This window comes from Mycobacterium sp. RTGN4 (genome assembly GCF_033804635.1).
Lineage (GTDB): Bacteria > Actinomycetota > Actinomycetes > Mycobacteriales > Mycobacteriaceae > Mycobacterium.
Genome location: NZ_JAPZLB010000028.1, coordinates 15,844 through 32,431, shown reverse-complemented (window position 1 = coordinate 32,431; position 16,588 = coordinate 15,844). Strand labels below are relative to the sequence as shown.

Genomic DNA, 16,588 nt, shown 5'->3' with positions numbered 1-16,588 from the left:
GGTGGGGCGCGTGGGGCCCGAGGGGGCAACCCCCCCGGGCGGCTTTGGGGCCCCGCGGCAACACCGGGGGGGGGGGGGGGGGGCCATTTTCCCCCACCACCGCCGCGACCCGCTACCCGAGCTACACCGGGTTGATGTCCTCCAGACTCCGGCCGGTGGTCCGTGGTCCGAACGGAACCAGCACGCCGATGGCGACCGCCAGGGCTCCGACGACGACGGTGAACATCGCGATGGCGCCATACGTGTCGAGCACCGGGATCAGCACGAAAGGCAGTGCCGCACTGGACAACCGGGACAGCGAGTACGTCGCGCCCACCGCGGTCGCGCGCACGTCGCTGGGGAAGATCTCGGCCTGGTAGACGTGATAGATGTTCGAGAACACGTTGGCCGCCGAGGTTGTCAGCACCCCGAACAGGACGATCAGCGCGGGGCTGCTCGTCACCGCGAACGCGATGCCGCAGCCCGCCATCGCTGCGGCGCTGGCCATCACCAGGAATTTGCGTTCGAAGCGGGCGAGCAGCGGGATCGAGAGCAACGAACCCAGCGGATACCCGAAGAACGCCAGCGCGGTGAACAACAGCGACGAGGTCACGTCGAACCCGCGGGCCACCAACACCAGCCCTGCCAGCGTCCCGAATCCGTAGTAGCCGAAGGGCTGGAACAGATGGAAGACAGCCAGCATCGCCATGCGGCCCCGGTACGGTGCCTGACGAAGCCGCGCAACGGGATTCGCTGTCACTGCGGTCGGGATCCGGGCGCTATCCGTTTCGGTTGACGTCGGCACGAATTCAGAGCCACCAGCGAATGCCGCCACGGCGGCCTGCGCCTCATCGATACGGCCCTGGCCCGCCAACCAACGTGGCGACTCGGGCAGCCCGCGCCGCATGAACATGACGAACAGCGCGCCAACGGCTCCCATTAGAAGCAGGATCCGCCAGCCGTCGACGCCGAACACGGTCCGGCCGGACAGTCCGAGAGACAGGAAGCCCAGCGCCGGGACGGCCAGAAAGGAGCAGGTGTACGCCCACGCCGCGAGCCGTCCACGGTGTGCCTTCGGCAGCACATCGGACAGATAGGAATCGGCGACGGGGTACTCGGCGCCGATGCCGATGCCGGCCAGGAATCGAGCCGCCACCAGCAGCGCCACGGTGGGCGCGACGGCCGCCAGCAGGCTGCACACCGAGAACCAGACCAGATTCAGCAGAAAGGCCCGGCGACGACCGATGCGGTCCGCGATGCGACCGAACGCGGCCGCCCCGATGAACATGCCGACGAATGACGACGCCATCAGCAGCGCCACCGTCGAGCCGCCGAGGTGATATTGCGACTTCAGGGCCGTCGCGATCGAACCGGACAGGAAGATCTCGTAGACCTCAAAGAACAGCCCGAGCCCGATCGCGGCGACGACCTTGCGATGCACCCGGCCGACCGGAAGCGCGTCGAGTTGGCCTGCGATGTCCGTCGGGGTCGTGTTCTTGGTGATGTCGATGGTCGTCATGGTCTTGCTCCTGCTCTTGGCTGTCGGCGCTTACTCGGACCCGTGCGATGACGAGTCGGAGTGGCCTTCGGAGGACTGCTGGTCGTGATGACCGCGCGACCGGTCTTGGTCGCCGTCGTGGTGATCCGGGAAGTCGAAGTGCGGCCGGAAGAAGTTCCAGTTCGACGTGCGCTGCGTCGTGTCGTGCCATGGGCGCCACTGGTCGCCGTGCTGCTGGTTCTCGGAGTTGTCGGTCGACGTGGTGCTGGTGCTGTCTGGCTGCTGGTACGTCGTGCTCGCGGACTGGCTGGCGCTCGCTTGATGACGGCTGACCGGCGCTTGGCGCGCGGGCGGCGGTGTCATCGGTGCCGGTGCCGGTGCCGGTGCCGGTGCCGCGACGTGGTTGGCGGTGATGGGTGTCGACACGGTAGAGGTCGTCACCGCAGGCGAACTGGAATGCCCGCCGAACACGAGCAACACGGTGGCGGCCGCTGCGGCCGCAACGACAACAGCGCCGCCTGCAACGGCCATGGGACGCATGAGGCCGTAGGAACGCTTCGCCGGCGCCGAATCGTCGGCCACGCCTTCCGCGGACCACGCATAGGCGGGCGCGGCGGCCGCCCCAGCGGTCATGGAGACCGTGGGCTGCGCCATGGTGGCGGCTGCCGAATCGATACCGTCGAAGGCCGGGTGACGCGTCAGCGGTTGCGGCCATGTGTTGGTCTGGCTGCGTGAGTGGTAATCCAACATCGGGATGCTCCTTGCGTTTTCGGCCTTCAGTCGTTTTCTGGCGGCCTTATGCATACGACGTTAGGGAGCGCGCAGGTCCGCGTCGCGCTTGTGCTCGCAACCCGCGCTACGCGCGATATCGGGATTTTGCGCATTGTGCTCGGACGCGTCCGCGGAATAAGTGCGGTGCTTCGCCATGTTGGGGTGTCCGTGACTGAGCAACCTGAACTGAGCCCCACCGACTGGGTACGCGAACAGACCGAGCGCATCTTGGCGCAAGGCACCACGGACGGCGTCGAGGTGCTCGACCGCGCGATCGTCCTCTTCACCACGACCGGCGCGCAGTCCGGCAAGGCCCGCTACGTGCCGCTCATGCGGGTCGAGGAGGACGGCAAGTACGCCATGGTGGCATCCAAGGGCGGGGACCCCAAGCACCCGAGTTGGTACTTCAACGTCAAGACCAACTCGACCGTGGCCGTTCAGGACGGCGAGAACGCCTTCACCGGCACCGCGCGCGAGCTCGACGGTGCAGAGCGCGAGCACTGGTGGACGTTGGCCGTCGCCGCGTATCCGCCATACGCCGAGTACCAGACCAAGACCGAGCGACAGATCCCCGTCTTCATCGTCGAGTAGTCGTGTCGGCTTCCGCGGCCGCGACGTCCTTGACGAAGAAGACCCGGTGGAAGCCGTCATCGAACCCCCGCGCGACTTCGACGTAGCCCAAACGTGGGTAGTACATGAGGTTTTCGGTCATCGCAGCGTTGGTGTAGAGCCGCGTCTGAGCGAGCCCAAGGTCGCAGGCCTGCTGCTCGGCATGGGCCAGCAGGAGTCTGCCGTAGCCGCGTCCCTGTGCCGTCGGACTGATTGCCACGTTCTCGATCAAGAGGTGATCGGGTTGGGCGACCGTGACGATGACCCCCACCAGCTCGTCGTCATCGATGAGCACCCAGGCGTCGTCGGTCGTGGTGACCAACGTCTGGTAATCCACCGCCATCGGCGCGGGCACGCGACCGATACGTGAAACGTACGGCGTGTAAGCGGCTTTGACGACGTCCTCGATGGCGGTGACGTCGGCGGCCGTTGCGGCGCGAACCAACGGGCGACCGATCATCAACTGATGCTAAGGCTCACGCCGGGAGCGCTGCGTCGAAGAACGCGAGCTCGAGGCGCATCGCCCGCCGGTAGGCCGCGCGCACCGCGGGGCCATGATCGCCATGATCGTCGAGCAGTCGTTCCAGCCTGCTTGCCAGCGCTTCAAAAGCCGGATCGGCGTAGGTCGCCACCCACTGCGCGTACGGTCCCGCCGCGCTCGCGTCCAGCGCCGTGCCCAGGAATGCATACAGCCGCATGCACGGAATCATCGCCGCGAACACCATGCCCAAGCTGCCGGTCGCCGCGGTCGCCAGCAAGAACTCGGTATAGGCCAACGTCGCCGGTGCAGGCTTGACGCCAGCCATGTCGATGCCCCAACTCGCGGCGTAGGAGGCGTGCAACCCGAGCTCGTCTCGAACCCCGGCGATCAGATCGGCCAGCGTAAGCAGCGTCGCGGTGTTCGAACTGCGGGCAAGTGCCAAAGCGTATGCGCGGGCGAAGGATTCGAGGAAGAAAGCGTCCTGAGCGACATATTCCGCGAAGACCTCGCGGGCCAACGTGCCCTCACCCAGGCGATGCACGAACGGATGCGCGAGCGCCTTGGCCGCCAAGTCGCCGTTGTCCGACCACAGCGCCGCCGACAGTGTCATGCCAGCGCCATATCCCAGAACGCCACCTCGTGCGACAACACGTCGCGCACCAGGTTGTCGTGTCCGTCCGGTACCGCCAGGGCGCCGAGCGCGTCCACGTAGTCGGCAAAGCCCGGCGCAGTCCAGTGCTGCACGAACTCGGTGAACGGGGAGGTGCTCGACGCGGCGGAACCCCACGCGAGCAGGTACACCCGCTCCAGCACCGCCAGCGCCGTCACCGCCGCCTCGTAGGGCGCGGCATCCAGCCTCCGCAGTAGTTCGCCGTAGGCCAGCGTCGCCGGTAGCGCCGGCTGCCCCAAGTCAATCTTCCGCCGCGAAGCCTGCACCTCGAACCAGTCCAACTCCGCCACCAGCGCTATGCATCCCTCGGCAAGCACCGCCTGAGCAGGTCGCGGCGCACGCGCCAGCAACCGGGCCTGAAACGTCAGTAGGTCGGCGACGAACAGCGCGTCCTGCTCCAGCCACCGGTCGAACGCCGAGTCGGAAATCGTGCCGTCGCGCACCGCGTCGAGAAACCGATGCCGGGTAGCGGCAGTCCACAGAGCATCAAGCACGCCCCGCACCCTAGCCACGCTGACGAGCACCGGGACAGGGGGCGTAGCCGAGAGCCTCGACTGCGCACTGGTGACCGCCGACCGCCGGCTGAGCAACGCCATCGGATTGCGGTGCACCGTTACGGTCGTTCCGCGCTGATCCGAGTACCCGTGCGGCGGCCTCGGCCCGGCGAGCGGTAGGGCGGAAGAAGACGCCCAACGCCTCCTCGACGAATTCCCAGGTAGCTGTGACAAGCTGGTGCCCCCGGCAGGATTCGAACCTGCGGCCTTCCGCTCCGGAGGCGGACGCTCTATCCCCTGAGCTACGGGGGCGCGCGGAGAAAACCGCTGCGCCGTTTGGGCCTCGACAGCCTAACGCATGGCCCAGGCCCTGCTCACACCCCGCGTCGCGGCCTGCACACCCGAAACTGATTCGGGGGCTGACCACCCCAGACCATAGGATGGTGCCCCGTGACCCCCGCCGATCTGGCCGAGCTGCTCAAGACCACCGCCGCCGCGGTGCTGGCCGAGCACGGACTCGACGCGGCCGCCTTGCCTGCGGTCGTCACCGTCGAGCGGCCGCGCAACCCCGAACACGGCGACTACGCCACGAACGTCGCCCTTCAGATCGCCAAGAAGGTCGGCGTCAACCCGCGTGACCTGGCCGGATGGCTGTCCGCCGCGCTGACGGAATCCGACGGCATCGCGGCCGCCGACGTCGCCGGCCCCGGATTCGTCAACCTGCGCATCGAGGCATCGGCCCAGGCTGTCGTGGTCGAGCAGGTGCTGGCCGCGGGTGCCCGGTACGGCGGGTCGGCCGAGCTCGCCGGCACGAACATCAACCTCGAGTTCGTATCGGCGAACCCCACCGGTCCGATCCACATCGGTGGCACCCGTTGGGCGGCGGTCGGTGACGCGCTCGGTCGGCTGCTGGCCACCCAGGGCGCCGACGTGGTGCGGGAGTACTACTTCAACGACCACGGTGCCCAGATCGACCGGTTCGCGCGCTCGCTGGTCGCAGCGGCCAAGGGCCAGCCCGCGCCGGAGGACGGGTACGCGGGTGACTACATCGCCGACATCGCCGCCAAGATCGTGCAGCAGGTGCCCGATGTGCTGAGCCAACCCGACGAACAGCAGCAGGAGACGTTCCGGTCCATCGGCGTCGACCTGATGTTCACCCACATCAAGGCGTCCCTGCACGAGTTCGGCACCGACTTCGACGTCTACACGCACGAAGACTCGATGCACACCAGCGGCCGGGTCCAGGAAGCCATCGCGAAGCTACGCGACACCGGCAGCATCTACGAGAAGGACGGCGCGTCCTGGTTGCGCACCACCGAATTCGGTGACGACAAGGACCGCGTGGTCATCAAGAGCGATGGCAATCCGGCTTATGTGGCAGGCGATCTGGCCTACTACCTAGACAAGCGTCAGCGCGGATTCGACCTGTGCATCTACATGCTCGGCGCCGACCACCACGGCTACATCGCCCGGCTCAAGGCCGCCGCCGCCGCGTTGGGGGACGACCCCAACACCGTCGAGGTACTGATCGGGCAGATGGTCAACCTGGTGCGTGACGGCCAACCGGTGCGGATGAGCAAGCGCGCAGGCACGGTCATCACGCTCGATGACCTGGTCGACGCCATTGGCGTCGACGCGGCGCGGTACGTGCTGATTCGCAGTTCGGTCGACTCGCCGATCGACATTGACCTGGCGCTGTGGTCCAGTCAGTCCAGCGAAAACCCGGTCTACTACGTGCAATACGCGCATGCCCGGCTGTCAGCCCTGGCTCGCAGTGCGGCCGACCTCGGGCTGTCCGCCGACACCGGGCACCTCGAATTGCTCACCCATGACCGCGAAGGCACGTTGATGCGTAGCCTCGGCGAGTTTCCACGAGTACTGAAAACCGCTGCCTCCCTTCGGGAGCCGCACCGAGTATGCCGGTACCTCGAAGATCTGGCCGGCGACTATCACCGCTTCTACGACTCCTGTCGCGTGCTCCCGCAGGGCGACGAGCAAGCAGGCGACCTGAACGCGGCCCGGCTTGCGCTGTGCGCCGCGACGCGCCAGGTCATCGCCAACGGACTCGCCATCCTCGGCGTCAGCGCCCCGGAGCGGATGTGAACGCGCATCCGGCCGGGCCCCGTCACGCCGAAGAGCTTCATCACTCCGGCGCTCCCGCATGCCCGCAGTCGGTAGCGGAGCTGCTTGCCCTTGCTCCGAACGTGTGGCCGCGCAACACCGTTCGCAACGCCGACGGCGAGGTCGCCATCGCAGGCGTGCCGGTGACGCGGCTCGCCGAGCAATACGGCACCCCGCTGTTCGTCATCGACGAGGACGACTTCCGGTCGCGCTGCCGCGACATCGCCGCGGCGTTCGGCGGAGGTGAGTACGTCCGCTACGCCGCGAAGGCCTTCCTCTGTAGCGAGGTGGCCCGCTGGATCGACCAGGAGAGCCTTGCGCTCGACGTCTGCAGCGGCGGCGAACTCGCGGTGGCGCTGCACGCAGACTTTCCACCTGAGCGAATCGCATTGCACGGCAACAACAAATCGGTCGACGAACTCACCGCTGCGGTCAACGCAGGCGTCGGGCACGTGGTGCTCGACTCGACCATCGAGATCGAGCGGCTAGACGCGATCGCGGGCAATGCCGGCGTCGTTCAGGACGTACTGGTGCGCGTGACGGTCGGCGTCGAGGCGCACACCCACGAGTTCATCTCCACCGCGCACGAGGACCAGAAGTTCGGGCTCTCGCTCGCCAGCGGCGCCGCCATGGACGCCGTGCGCCGCGTGTTCGCGACCGACCACCTGCGCCTGGTCGGCCTGCACAGTCACATCGGTTCCCAGATATTCGACGTCGCGGGCTTCGAGCTCGCTGCACACCGCGTGATTGGGCTGCTGCGCGACGTCGTTGCCGAGTTCGGCGTCGAGAAGACCGCGCAGATCTCCATCATCGACCTCGGCGGCGGATTGGGTATTTCCTATCTCCCACAGGATGATCCACCGCCGATGTACGAGTTGGCCGACAAGCTGAGCACCATCGTGCGCAACGAGTCGGCCGCCGTGGGACTGCCGACGCCGAAGCTGGTGGTGGAGCCTGGTCGGGCGATTGCCGGGCCCGGCACCATCACGCTCTACGAGGTCGGCACTGTCAAGGATGTTGCGATCAGCCAGACCGCCCACCGCCGCTACGTCAGCGTCGACGGCGGCATGAGCGACAACATCCGTACGTCGCTGTATGCGGCCGAATACGACGCCCGGCTGGTATCGCGGGTGAGCGAGGCCGCGCCGACCTTGGCGCGCATCGTCGGAAAGCACTGTGAGAGTGGCGACATCGTCGTGCGCGACGCGTGGGTGTCCGACGACGTCGCACCCGGTGATCTCATCGGCGTGGCCGCCACCGGTGCGTACTGCTATTCGATGTCGAGTCGTTACAACTTGCTCGGCCGGCCTGCTGTGGTGGCCGTCCGTGGCGGCGAGGCGCGGCTGATCCTGCGCCGCGAAACGGTCGATGACCTGATAAGCCTGGAGGTGGGTAGTTAATGAGTCAGCCCGAGAAGTCGGTCGGCGTAGCCGTATTGGGATACGGCAACGTCGGAAGTGAAGTCGTACGCATCATCGAAGAGAGTGCGGCGGACCTCGCCGCGCGCATCGGCGCGCCGTTGGAACTCCGTGGCATCGGGGTCCGCCGGGTAGCAGACGATCGCGGTGTACCCGTCGGATTGCTCACCGACGACGTGGCGGGGCTGGTGTCACGCGACGACGTCGACATCGTCGTCGAGTTGATGGGTCCAGTCGATCCGGCCCGCAAGGCCATCCTGGCGGCGCTCGAACGGGGCAAGTCGGTAGTCACCGCCAACAAGGCGTTGATGGCGGTCTCGACGGGCGAGCTCGCGCAGGCCGCCGAAAGTGCCCATGCCGACCTTTACTTCGAGGCGGCAGTAGCTGGCGCCATCCCGGTGATCCGCCCGCTGACCCAGTCATTGGCGGGGGACACGGTGCTGCGCGTCGCCGGAATCGTCAACGGAACCACCAACTACATCCTCTCGGCGATGAACGACACCGGCGCGGATTACGAGTCGGCGCTGGCCGATGCGAGCGCCCTCGGATACGCCGAGGCCGATCCCACCGCCGACGTCGAGGGCTACGACGCCGCGGCGAAGGCTGCGATCCTGGCGTCCATCGCGTTCCATACCCGGGTCACCGCCGACGACGTCTATCGCGAGGGCATCACGAAGGTCACGTCGGACGACTTCGCGTCGGCCCGTGCCCTCGGGTGCAACATCAAGCTGCTGGCGATCTGTGAACGGCTCACGAACGACGAAGGTCAGCAGCGGATTTCCGCCCGGGTCTACCCGGCGTTGGTGCCGTACGAGCACCCGTTGGCGACCGTCAACGGCGCGTTCAACGCCGTGGTGGTCGAAGCCGAGGCGGCCGGTCGGCTCATGTTCTACGGGCAGGGGGCCGGCGGCGCGCCGACCGCGTCGGCCGTGATGGGCGACCTGGTGATGGCGGCCCGCAACCGGGTTCACGGTGGCCGCGGTCCGCGCGAGTCCAAGTACGCCCAACTGCCGATCGCACCGATCGGCTTCATCCCCACCCGCTACTACGTGAGCATGAACGTCGCGGACAAGCCAGGTGTACTGGCCTCGGTGGCGGCCGAATTCGGTAAGCGCGAGGTCAGCATCGCCGAGGTGCGCCAGGAGGGCATGGTCGACGACGACGGCCAGCGGTGCGGCGCTCGCATCGTCGTGGTCACTCACCGCGCCACCGACTCTGCGCAGTCGGAAACGGTTGCGGCGCTTGCCGATCTGGACGTCGTGTCAAGCATCAACAGCGTGCTCCGATTGGAAGGAACCACCGAATGAGCGCCCGGACTGCTGTCCATCAACCCTGGCCCGGGCTGATCGCCGCATACCGCGACCGGTTGCCCGTCGAGGACGAGTGGACGCCCATCACCCTGCTCGAGGGTGGCACTCCGCTGATCCACGCCACGCGGTTGTCCGAACAGACCGGCTGCACAGTGCATTTGAAGGTTGAGGGGCTCAACCCCACCGGCTCGTTCAAGGACCGCGGCATGACGATGGCCGTGACCGAGGCGGTGGCCCGTGGTCAGCAGGCGGTGTTGTGCGCATCCACCGGGAACACGTCGGCGTCGGCGGCGGCCTACGCCGCGCGGGCGGGTATCACGTGTGCGGTGCTGATCCCGCAGGGCAAGATCGCGATGGGAAAGCTCGCGCAGGCGGTCATGCACGGCGCAAAGATCATTCAGATCGACGGGAACTTCGACGACTGTCTCGAGCTGGCCCGCAAGCTGACTGCGGACTTCCCTACGGTCTCGTTGGTGAACTCGGTCAACCCGTACCGGATCGAGGGTCAGAAGACCGCGGCGTTCGAAATCGTCGACGCCCTGGGAGAAGCCCCCGACATCCACGCCCTGCCCGTCGGCAACGCTGGCAACATCACCGCGTACTGGAAGGGCTATACCGAGTATCACCGCGACGGGCTGGCCGAGAAGCTGCCCCGCATGCTCGGTACGCAGGCCGCTGGCGCGGCGCCGTTGGTGCTGGGGGCACCCGTGAGCAACCCCGAGACCATCGCCACCGCCATCCGGATCGGCTCGCCGGCGTCCTGGAACTCCGCAGTCGAGGCGCAGCAGCAGTCCAATGGCCGCTTTCTGGCCGCAACGGACGAGGAGATCCTCGCGGCGTATCACCTGGTGGCGCGCAGCGAGGGCGTGTTCGTCGAGCCTGCATCCGCCGCCAGCATCGCGGGTCTGCTCAAGTCCATCGAGGACGGCTGGGTGAAGAAGGGCTCCACCGTGGTGTGCACCGTCACGGGCAACGGGCTCAAGGACCCCGATACGGCGCTGAAGGAATTGCCGCCCGTCACGGCGATCGCGGTAGACCCCATCGCGGTGGCCGCCGAGCTCGGTCTGGTCTAGCGGGATGAATGCGGTGACGCAGATTCTGCCCGCCGGACTGACTGCCCACTCGGTGGTTGCCGCGTCGAGCGCCAACTTGGGCCCCGGTTTCGACAGCCTGGGATTGGCGTTGAGCTTGTATGACGAGATCGTCTTGGAGACAACCGCATCCGGGCTGACGGTCGATGTCGAAGGAGAGGGTGCGGGGCAGGTCCCGCTTGACTCATCGCACCTCGTCGTGCGCGCCATCGAGCGAGGTCTGCAGGTGGCCGGCTTCCGCGCGACGGGGCTTAACGTACGCTGCCGCAACGACATTCCGCACTCGCGCGGACTCGGTTCGTCGGCCGCGGCTGTCGTTGGCGGGCTCGCCGCAGCCAATGGACTTGTCGTGCAAGCAGGTTCGACGGGGCTATCCGACGTCGAACTCGTGCAACTCTCGTCGGAATTCGAGGGACATCCCGACAACGCCTCGGCGGCGGTGTTCGGTGGGATGGTCGTGTCCTATACGGAGGCCGACGGCCCGAATTCGCGGTACGCGGCCGCGCCGCTGCGCCTGCATCCGGACATCCGGCTCTTCACCGCCGTACCCGAAGTGCGCTCGTCGACGGCGGAGACCAGGGTGCTGCTTCCCGACCAGATCAGCCATGTCGACGCCCGGTTCAACGTCAGCCGCGCAGCGCTGCTCGTCGTTGCCCTGACCGAACGGCCCGATCTGCTGGTGCCTGCCACCGAGGACAGATTGCATCAACCACAGCGGGCGGCCGCCATGCCTGCGTCTGCGGAATATCTCGCGTTGTTGCGGCGTTGTGGGTTGGCAGCGGTGCTTTCCGGCGCCGGACCTGCGATTATCGCGCTCAGTTTCGGTTCGGAGTTGCCCGCTGAAGCCCTGGAGTTCGGCACCGCGCATGGGTTCACGGTTCGCGAGATGTCAGTGGGTGAGGGTGTCCGCTGGGCGGCCGGCGTGCCGGTGGGTAGTTGACAGTTGTCACACGCGAATCACCGGTTGTCTTGCTTCGAACACCAATGCGAGCTATTCTCGCTCTCGTCCAGCAATCGCAGCGTCTGTGCCTGCGCCGACACTAGGACGACCACTCTCTCTTTAGGTGTTCAATCTCGTGGACTGTTGATTTGCCCATGGCGGCGAATCCTGGCGATCACCGTTGCACAGGCGACGGTGGGACAAAGGCATTCAGTAACCGGCCTTAAGTCGAACAGCTGAATGCACAGAACCCTCGGACGATCACATCGGCGAGGGAAGGAAAGGAAATCCGTGACTGATACGGACCTCATCACGGCTGGCGGTAGCAGCGAAGACGTCGCACTGCCAGACCCCGTGAATTCAAATCTCCCCGAGCAGGTCCCACCTGCTGCGTCGGACGAGCCTGCCGTCGCGCCCCCAGCTGTGGTGGCACCGGTTGCCGCCGTCGCGGCTGGCGAGCGCACCGGTTCGCTGACCGGCATGGTGCTCCCTGACCTGCGCGCGCTTGCCAATGAGGTTGGCATCAAGGGTGCGTCGGCTATGCGCAAGAGCGAGCTCATCGCCGCCATCCGCGAACAGCGTGGCGAGACCAACGGTGCGCCTGCTGCGCCGGCCGCCGACACAGCGTCCGCGGATGCGACGGCGCCTGCCGAGCAGGCCGCCGAAGGCAACGCCGCACCGCCTCGTGCACGTCGTGAGCGGCGCGGTGCCTCGCGCCAGGCCGGTGCACCCGAAGGTGGTGCCGACTCCAGCGAGAAGACCGACGAGAAGGCCGAGACGCCTGACACGGCGGAAAAGGTCGATGCGCCCGCCAAGTCCGAGAAGGCCGAAGAGAAGGGCGCCGAGCAGGGCGCCGGTCGGCAGAACCGGTCGGGCGACAACGCCGAGAAGAACAACGGCGGCAACAACGCCGACAAGAACAACGCCGACAAGAACAACGGCGGCAACAACGCCAACAGCGGCGGAAGCAACGCCAACAACCGCAACAGCGGCGGCGGCAACAACGCCAACAACCGCAACAGCGGCAACAACAACGCCAATAACAACAACGACGACGATGACGACGATGGCGACGGCAGGCAGGGCCGACGTGGCCGACGCTTCCGTGACCGCAGGCGTCGCGGCGACCGTGCCGGCGGAGAAGGCGGCGGCGGTGGCGATCGTGACACCGAGCTCCGCGAAGACGACGTCGTGCAACCCGTCGCGGGCATCCTCGACGTGCTGGACAACTACGCGTTCGTGCGGACCTCTGGCTACCTGGCCGGCCCCAACGACGTCTACGTGTCCATGAACATGGTGCGCAAGAACGGCCTGCGGCGCGGAGATGCCGTCACCGGCGCAGTCCGAGTCGCCCGCGAGGGCGAGGGTGGCGGCGGTGGTAGCCAGAACCCCCGGCAGAAGTTCAATCCGCTGGTTCGTCTGGACACCGTCAACGGCGGTCGGGTGGAGGACGCCAAGAACCGTCCGGACTTCAACAAGCTCACCCCGCTCTACCCGAACCAGCGGCTGCGTCTTGAGACCACTCCCGAGCGGTTGACCACCAGGATCATCGATCTGATCATGCCGATCGGCAAGGGTCAGCGCGCGCTGATCGTGTCACCGCCGAAGGCAGGCAAGACCACGATTCTGCAGGACATCGCCAACGCGATCACCGTGAACAACCCCGAGTGCCACCTCATGGTCGTGCTCGTCGACGAGCGGCCCGAAGAGGTCACCGACATGCAGCGTTCGGTCAAGGGTGAGGTCATCGCCTCGACCTTCGACCGGCCGCCGTCAGATCACACCCAGGCCGCCGAGCTCGCGATCGAGCGGGCCAAGCGCCTGGTCGAGCAGGGCAAGGACGTCGTCGTGCTGCTCGACTCGATCACCCGGCTGGGACGCGCCTACAACAACGCATCTCCCGCGTCGGGCCGCATCCTGTCCGGTGGTGTCGACTCCACCGCGCTGTACCCGCCCAAGCGGTTTCTCGGTGCGGCGCGCAACATCGAGTTCGGCGGTTCGCTGACCATCATCGCCACGGCGATGGTCGAGACGGGCTCCACCGGCGACACGGTGATCTTCGAAGAGTTCAAGGGCACCGGCAACGCCGAGCTCAAGCTCGACCGGAAGATCTCCGAGCGTCGGGTGTTCCCGGCCGTGGACGTCAACCCGTCCGGCACCCGCAAGGACGAGCTGCTGCTGTCCACCGATGAATTCGGCGTCGTGCACAAGCTGCGTCGCGTGTTGTCGGGGCTCGACCCGCACGCGGCCATCGACCTCTTGATGAGCCAGCTGCGCAAGACGAAGACCAACTACGAGTTCCTCATGCAGGTCTCCAAGACCACGCCGGGGAACATGGACCACGACTGACCCGCGCTCAGCGCAAGAGACCCCGCACGCCAAGGCGTGTGGGGTCTTTGCGTCAGACGGCAGGATCCGCCCGCAGCCCGGGCATCACATAGCGCCGTACATAGGTCAGCACCGCGTCCTGATTGTTGACGTCGAACGTCTCGCCCGGCACCGTCGCGAGCGAGAGCAGCACGCGCGCAACCCATTCCGACGCTTCGGCGATATCGGTGTCGGCGTGGATGTCGCCGGAATCCTGGGCTGTGATCAGGTAGCGCGACCAGAATTCGGCCAGATCGGGCACCAGGCCCAGTACGCCGGCGCCCGCACATGCCGCGAACTCGTCGGGCTCGTCGACCCGCAATTTCATCAACAGTGCGCCAGGGTCGTCGTATGCGGCACGGCCGTGGCGAATGCCTGCGACGATCTGGCGATCCAGCCCCGATATCTGTTCGAGCATCGCGTGCGACTCCGACCAGTACGCGTCGTTGAGCCGCACGATCGCCGCGCCGAGCAGCGACACCTTGTCCGGGAAGTGGCGGTAGAGCCAGCCGCGGGACACCCCGGCGACCTCGGCCACTTCCGATACCGTCGTCGCGCGAATACCCTTGGCGCGCAGGCATACCTCGGCCGCGTCGGTCAACCGGTCGCGAACGGTCCTACGTTCGGTAGAGGTGGTCAACGTGGCGGCTCCTGATGGTTCTGTCGAATACATGTGGCTCTGTTCGAATACACATGAAAAATACCTGTCAAGGCGCACACGCTACCGTGAGCGGGCCCAACGATGGTAGACAGTTTTCTCAATCTGTTCATAATTGTTCACGAAACTCGGATCAAGGTGGATCTCCATGGCGGAAACGCTCCAGCAGTTACTTCGCGAGCGCGCCGAAGATGACACGGTCGGGTTGAAGTACGGCGATCAGAGCTGGTCGTGGCGCGAGCACATCGCCGAAGCCAGCGCCCAGGCCGCCGCGCTCATCTCGGCCGCCGACCCCGACCGGCCGATGCATATCGGCGCCTTGCTGGGCAACACTCCGGATATGTTGCGGGCGTTGGCCGCCGCCGGTTTGGGGGGCTTCACGTTGTGCGGCATCAACACCACCCGACGCGGACCTGCGCTGGCACGTGACATCCTCCGGGTGGACACCCAGATTCTGTTGGTGAACCCCGAGCACCGCGCGCTGATCGAGGGACTCGACCTGCCCGGCGTGCGGGTGATCGACGTCTCGACCCCCGAGTGGGCCAAGGAGGTCGCCGATGCGCCTCCGCTCACCCCGCACCGGGAGTCGGCTCCCGACGATACGTTCATGATGATCTTCACCTCCGGCACAAGCGGGGAGCCCAAGGCCGTTCAGGTACCGCATGCCGTCGTATTGATCGCCGGCATGGCGCTGGTGGCCAAGTACGACGTCAGCACTGACGACGTGGGTTATCTGTCGATGCCGCTGTTTCACTCCAATGCCGTGTACGCGGGCTGGGCGGTCACCTTGGTCTCAGGGGCGGCGATGGTTCCAGCCAAGTTCTCGGCGTCGCGCTTCATCGACGACGTACGCAAGTACGGCGTCACCTACATGAACTACGTCGGCAAGCCACTGGCCTACATCCTGGCCACCCCAGCGCAATCGGATGACCACCACAACCCGCTGCGGGTCGCCTTCGGCAACGAGGCCAGCGATCGCGACATCGACGAGTTCGCGCGCCGTTTCGACTGCTCGGTGTGGGACGGATTCGGGTCGACCGAGAACGCGATCATCGTCATCCGCGAAGACGGTTGCCCACTCGGATCAATCGGCAGGGGGTATCCGGGCGTAGCCATCTACCACCCCGACACGGTCCAGGAATGCGATGTCGCAGAGTTCGACGACGCCGGGGCGCTGCTGAACGCCGATGCGGCGGTGGGGGAGTTGGTCAACACCACCGGCAGCGGACTGTTCCGCGGTTACTACAACGACCCGTCCGCCACCGACGAGCGCATCAAACACGGCATGTACTGGTCGGGCGACCTCGCCTACCGCGACGCCGACGGCTGGATCTACTTCGCGGGCCGCAACGCCGACTGGCTGCGCGTCGACGGCGAGAACATGGCTACCGCGCCCATCGAGCGGGTGCTCGTGCAGTTCCCCGCGGTCAGTCGCGCGGTCGTTTACGCCGTACCCGACGAGCTCGTTGGCGATCAGGTGATGGCGGCCGTCGTGTTGCGTGACGGCGCCGAGTTCGACGCCGACGAGTTCGAAAAGTTCCTTGCGGCGCACGAGGAGATGATTCCGAAGGCGTGGCCGCGATACGTCTGGGTCACCGACGAGCTCCCCACGACCGCGACCAACAAGATCCTCAAGCGGGAGCTCGTCGCGCGCGGCCTGGACGTAGTCGGCGGCGTGATGTGGAAGCGCGCCGGCACCGCCTACCAGGTGGTCACTCCATCGGATCGGTAACCTCGCGCAGCGACATCAGCATCGTCCGTAGTTGCCGGTAGGCCGTTGCTCCGAATTCGTTGCGCCACTCGTCTTCAATCTTGTTCACCTCGGCCGCCGACGCGGCGCAGAGTTTCATGCCCCGAGCGGTGAGCACGACCAGGCGTGCTCTGGCGTCGGCCGGGTCGGGGTGGCGCACGACGTAGCCGGTGCGCTCGAGCTCGTCGATCAGCCCACCAGCGGTCTGCTTGGTCACCCCCGCCTGCTCGGCGAGGTCGGTGACGCGAATGCCGGTCGGACTCAGCCGCTGCGCGATGCGACACTGCGCGACCGTCAGGTCGTCGAACCCCGCCGCCCTCAGCGCCTCCATGACCTTGGTCTCGGCGGCCCGGTGCACGGCGAACAGAAGCGTTGCGGTGCTAGTCGGTTCGGTCACGGCTTCGAATCCTAGCTTGCTTTAGTACGCCTCC

15 protein-coding genes and 1 tRNA gene are annotated in these 16,588 nt (G+C 66.6%); 8 read left to right on the top strand and 8 right to left on the bottom strand.

The window, feature by feature from the left end; genetic code table 11:
* Positions 1-121: 121 nt before the first annotated feature.
* The gene (locus SLQ30_RS32465; RefSeq protein WP_319451154.1) at positions 122-1,498 is read right to left on the bottom strand and encodes an MFS transporter; all 1,377 of its coding nucleotides are present in this window, start codon (positions 1,496-1,498) and stop codon (positions 122-124) included.
* A gap of 30 nt (positions 1,499-1,528) precedes the next feature.
* Positions 1,529-2,227 (bottom strand): hypothetical protein, encoded by a 699-nt coding sequence (locus SLQ30_RS32460; RefSeq protein WP_319451153.1) that lies wholly within the window; start codon positions 2,225-2,227, stop codon positions 1,529-1,531.
* A gap of 189 nt (positions 2,228-2,416) precedes the next feature.
* Here SLQ30_RS32460 and SLQ30_RS32455 point away from each other — a divergent pair, with 189 nt between their 5' ends.
* Entirely contained in the window at positions 2,417-2,839 is a 423-nt protein-coding gene (locus SLQ30_RS32455) for a nitroreductase family deazaflavin-dependent oxidoreductase (protein ID WP_319451152.1), read from the top strand.
* Here the strand turns inward: SLQ30_RS32455 and SLQ30_RS32450 are convergent.
* From SLQ30_RS32450 to SLQ30_RS32435, 4 genes are all read right to left on the bottom strand, one after another.
* Positions 2,826-3,317: a GNAT family N-acetyltransferase gene (locus tag SLQ30_RS32450; protein ID WP_319451151.1), complete on the bottom strand. Its 492-nt coding sequence runs from the start codon at positions 3,315-3,317 to the stop codon at positions 2,826-2,828. The genes SLQ30_RS32455 and SLQ30_RS32450 overlap by 14 nt on opposite strands.
* Positions 3,318-3,333: 16 nt before the next feature.
* Positions 3,334-3,948 (bottom strand): TenA family protein, encoded by a 615-nt coding sequence (locus SLQ30_RS32445; protein ID WP_319451150.1) that lies wholly within the window; start codon positions 3,946-3,948, stop codon positions 3,334-3,336.
* Positions 3,945-4,502 (bottom strand): TenA family transcriptional regulator, encoded by a 558-nt coding sequence (locus SLQ30_RS32440; RefSeq protein WP_319451149.1) that lies wholly within the window; start codon positions 4,500-4,502, stop codon positions 3,945-3,947. The genes SLQ30_RS32445 and SLQ30_RS32440 overlap by 4 nt, the downstream gene beginning before the upstream one ends.
* A 236-nt stretch (positions 4,503-4,738) precedes the next feature.
* Positions 4,739-4,814: transfer RNA gene (locus tag SLQ30_RS32435), tRNA-Arg, on the bottom strand.
* A 138-nt stretch (positions 4,815-4,952) separates the two neighbouring features.
* Between SLQ30_RS32435 and argS the strand changes: the two genes are divergently transcribed.
* From argS to rho, 6 genes are all read left to right on the top strand, one after another.
* Complete coding sequence (gene argS, locus SLQ30_RS32430) at positions 4,953-6,605, top strand: arginine--tRNA ligase (protein WP_319451148.1); 1,653 nt, start codon at positions 4,953-4,955, stop codon at positions 6,603-6,605.
* 80 nt (positions 6,606-6,685) lie between these two features.
* Entirely contained in the window at positions 6,686-8,023 is a 1,338-nt protein-coding gene (gene lysA, locus SLQ30_RS32425) for a diaminopimelate decarboxylase (RefSeq protein ID WP_319451155.1), read from the top strand.
* Positions 8,023-9,348 carry a homoserine dehydrogenase gene (locus SLQ30_RS32420; protein WP_319451147.1) on the top strand — a complete coding sequence of 442 codons (1,326 nt, stop codon included), beginning with the start codon at positions 8,023-8,025 and terminating at the stop codon, positions 9,346-9,348. The genes lysA and SLQ30_RS32420 overlap by 1 nt, the downstream gene beginning before the upstream one ends.
* Positions 9,345-10,424 carry a threonine synthase gene (gene thrC, locus SLQ30_RS32415; RefSeq protein WP_319451146.1) on the top strand — a complete coding sequence of 360 codons (1,080 nt, stop codon included), beginning with the start codon at positions 9,345-9,347 and terminating at the stop codon, positions 10,422-10,424. Before SLQ30_RS32420 ends, thrC begins: the two co-directional genes overlap by 4 nt.
* Positions 10,425-10,437: 13 nt before the next feature.
* Positions 10,438-11,382, top strand: a complete 945-nt coding sequence (thrB, locus tag SLQ30_RS32410) for a homoserine kinase (RefSeq protein ID WP_319451145.1) — start codon at positions 10,438-10,440, stop codon at positions 11,380-11,382.
* A gap of 291 nt (positions 11,383-11,673) precedes the next feature.
* On the top strand, positions 11,674-13,731 hold the full coding sequence (gene rho, locus SLQ30_RS32405) for a transcription termination factor Rho (RefSeq protein WP_319451144.1): 2,058 nt from the start codon (positions 11,674-11,676) through the stop codon (positions 13,729-13,731).
* Positions 13,732-13,783: 52 nt separating this feature from the next.
* Here rho and SLQ30_RS32400 read toward each other — a convergent pair whose 3' ends face one another.
* A complete protein-coding gene (locus SLQ30_RS32400) occupies positions 13,784-14,422 on the bottom strand; it encodes a TetR/AcrR family transcriptional regulator (RefSeq protein ID WP_413468239.1) in 639 nt (212 codons plus the stop codon).
* Between the two features lie 133 nt (positions 14,423-14,555).
* On the opposite strand from SLQ30_RS32400, the gene fadD1 reads away from it, so the two are divergent.
* Positions 14,556-16,139, top strand: a complete 1,584-nt coding sequence (fadD1, locus tag SLQ30_RS32395) for a fatty-acid--CoA ligase FadD1 (RefSeq protein ID WP_319451142.1) — start codon at positions 14,556-14,558, stop codon at positions 16,137-16,139.
* Here the strand turns inward: fadD1 and SLQ30_RS32390 are convergent.
* Positions 16,120-16,554 carry a MarR family winged helix-turn-helix transcriptional regulator gene (locus SLQ30_RS32390; RefSeq protein ID WP_319451141.1) on the bottom strand — a complete coding sequence of 145 codons (435 nt, stop codon included), beginning with the start codon at positions 16,552-16,554 and terminating at the stop codon, positions 16,120-16,122. The two genes, fadD1 and SLQ30_RS32390, sit on opposite strands and share 20 nt — an antisense overlap.
* Positions 16,555-16,588 lie beyond the last annotated feature (34 nt).

Excerpts from the sequence above, each read along its gene's own strand:
- SLQ30_RS32465 (WP_319451154.1), bottom strand. The coding sequence starts at position 1,498 with ATGACGACCATCGACATCACCAAGAACACGACCCCGACGGACATCGCA.
- SLQ30_RS32460 (WP_319451153.1), bottom strand. The coding sequence starts at position 2,227 with ATGTTGGATTACCACTCACGCAGCCAGACCAACACATGGCCGCAACCG.
- SLQ30_RS32450 (WP_319451151.1), bottom strand. The coding sequence starts at position 3,317 with ATGATCGGTCGCCCGTTGGTTCGCGCCGCAACGGCCGCCGACGTCACC.
- SLQ30_RS32445 (WP_319451150.1), bottom strand. The coding sequence starts at position 3,948 with ATGACACTGTCGGCGGCGCTGTGGTCGGACAACGGCGACTTGGCGGCC.
- SLQ30_RS32420 (WP_319451147.1), top strand. The coding sequence starts at position 8,023 with ATGAGTCAGCCCGAGAAGTCGGTCGGCGTAGCCGTATTGGGATACGGC.
- thrC (WP_319451146.1), top strand. The coding sequence starts at position 9,345 with ATGAGCGCCCGGACTGCTGTCCATCAACCCTGGCCCGGGCTGATCGCC.
- SLQ30_RS32400 (WP_413468239.1), bottom strand. The coding sequence starts at position 14,422 with ATGTATTCGACAGAACCATCAGGAGCCGCCACGTTGACCACCTCTACC.
- fadD1 (WP_319451142.1), top strand. The coding sequence starts at position 14,556 with ATGGCGGAAACGCTCCAGCAGTTACTTCGCGAGCGCGCCGAAGATGAC.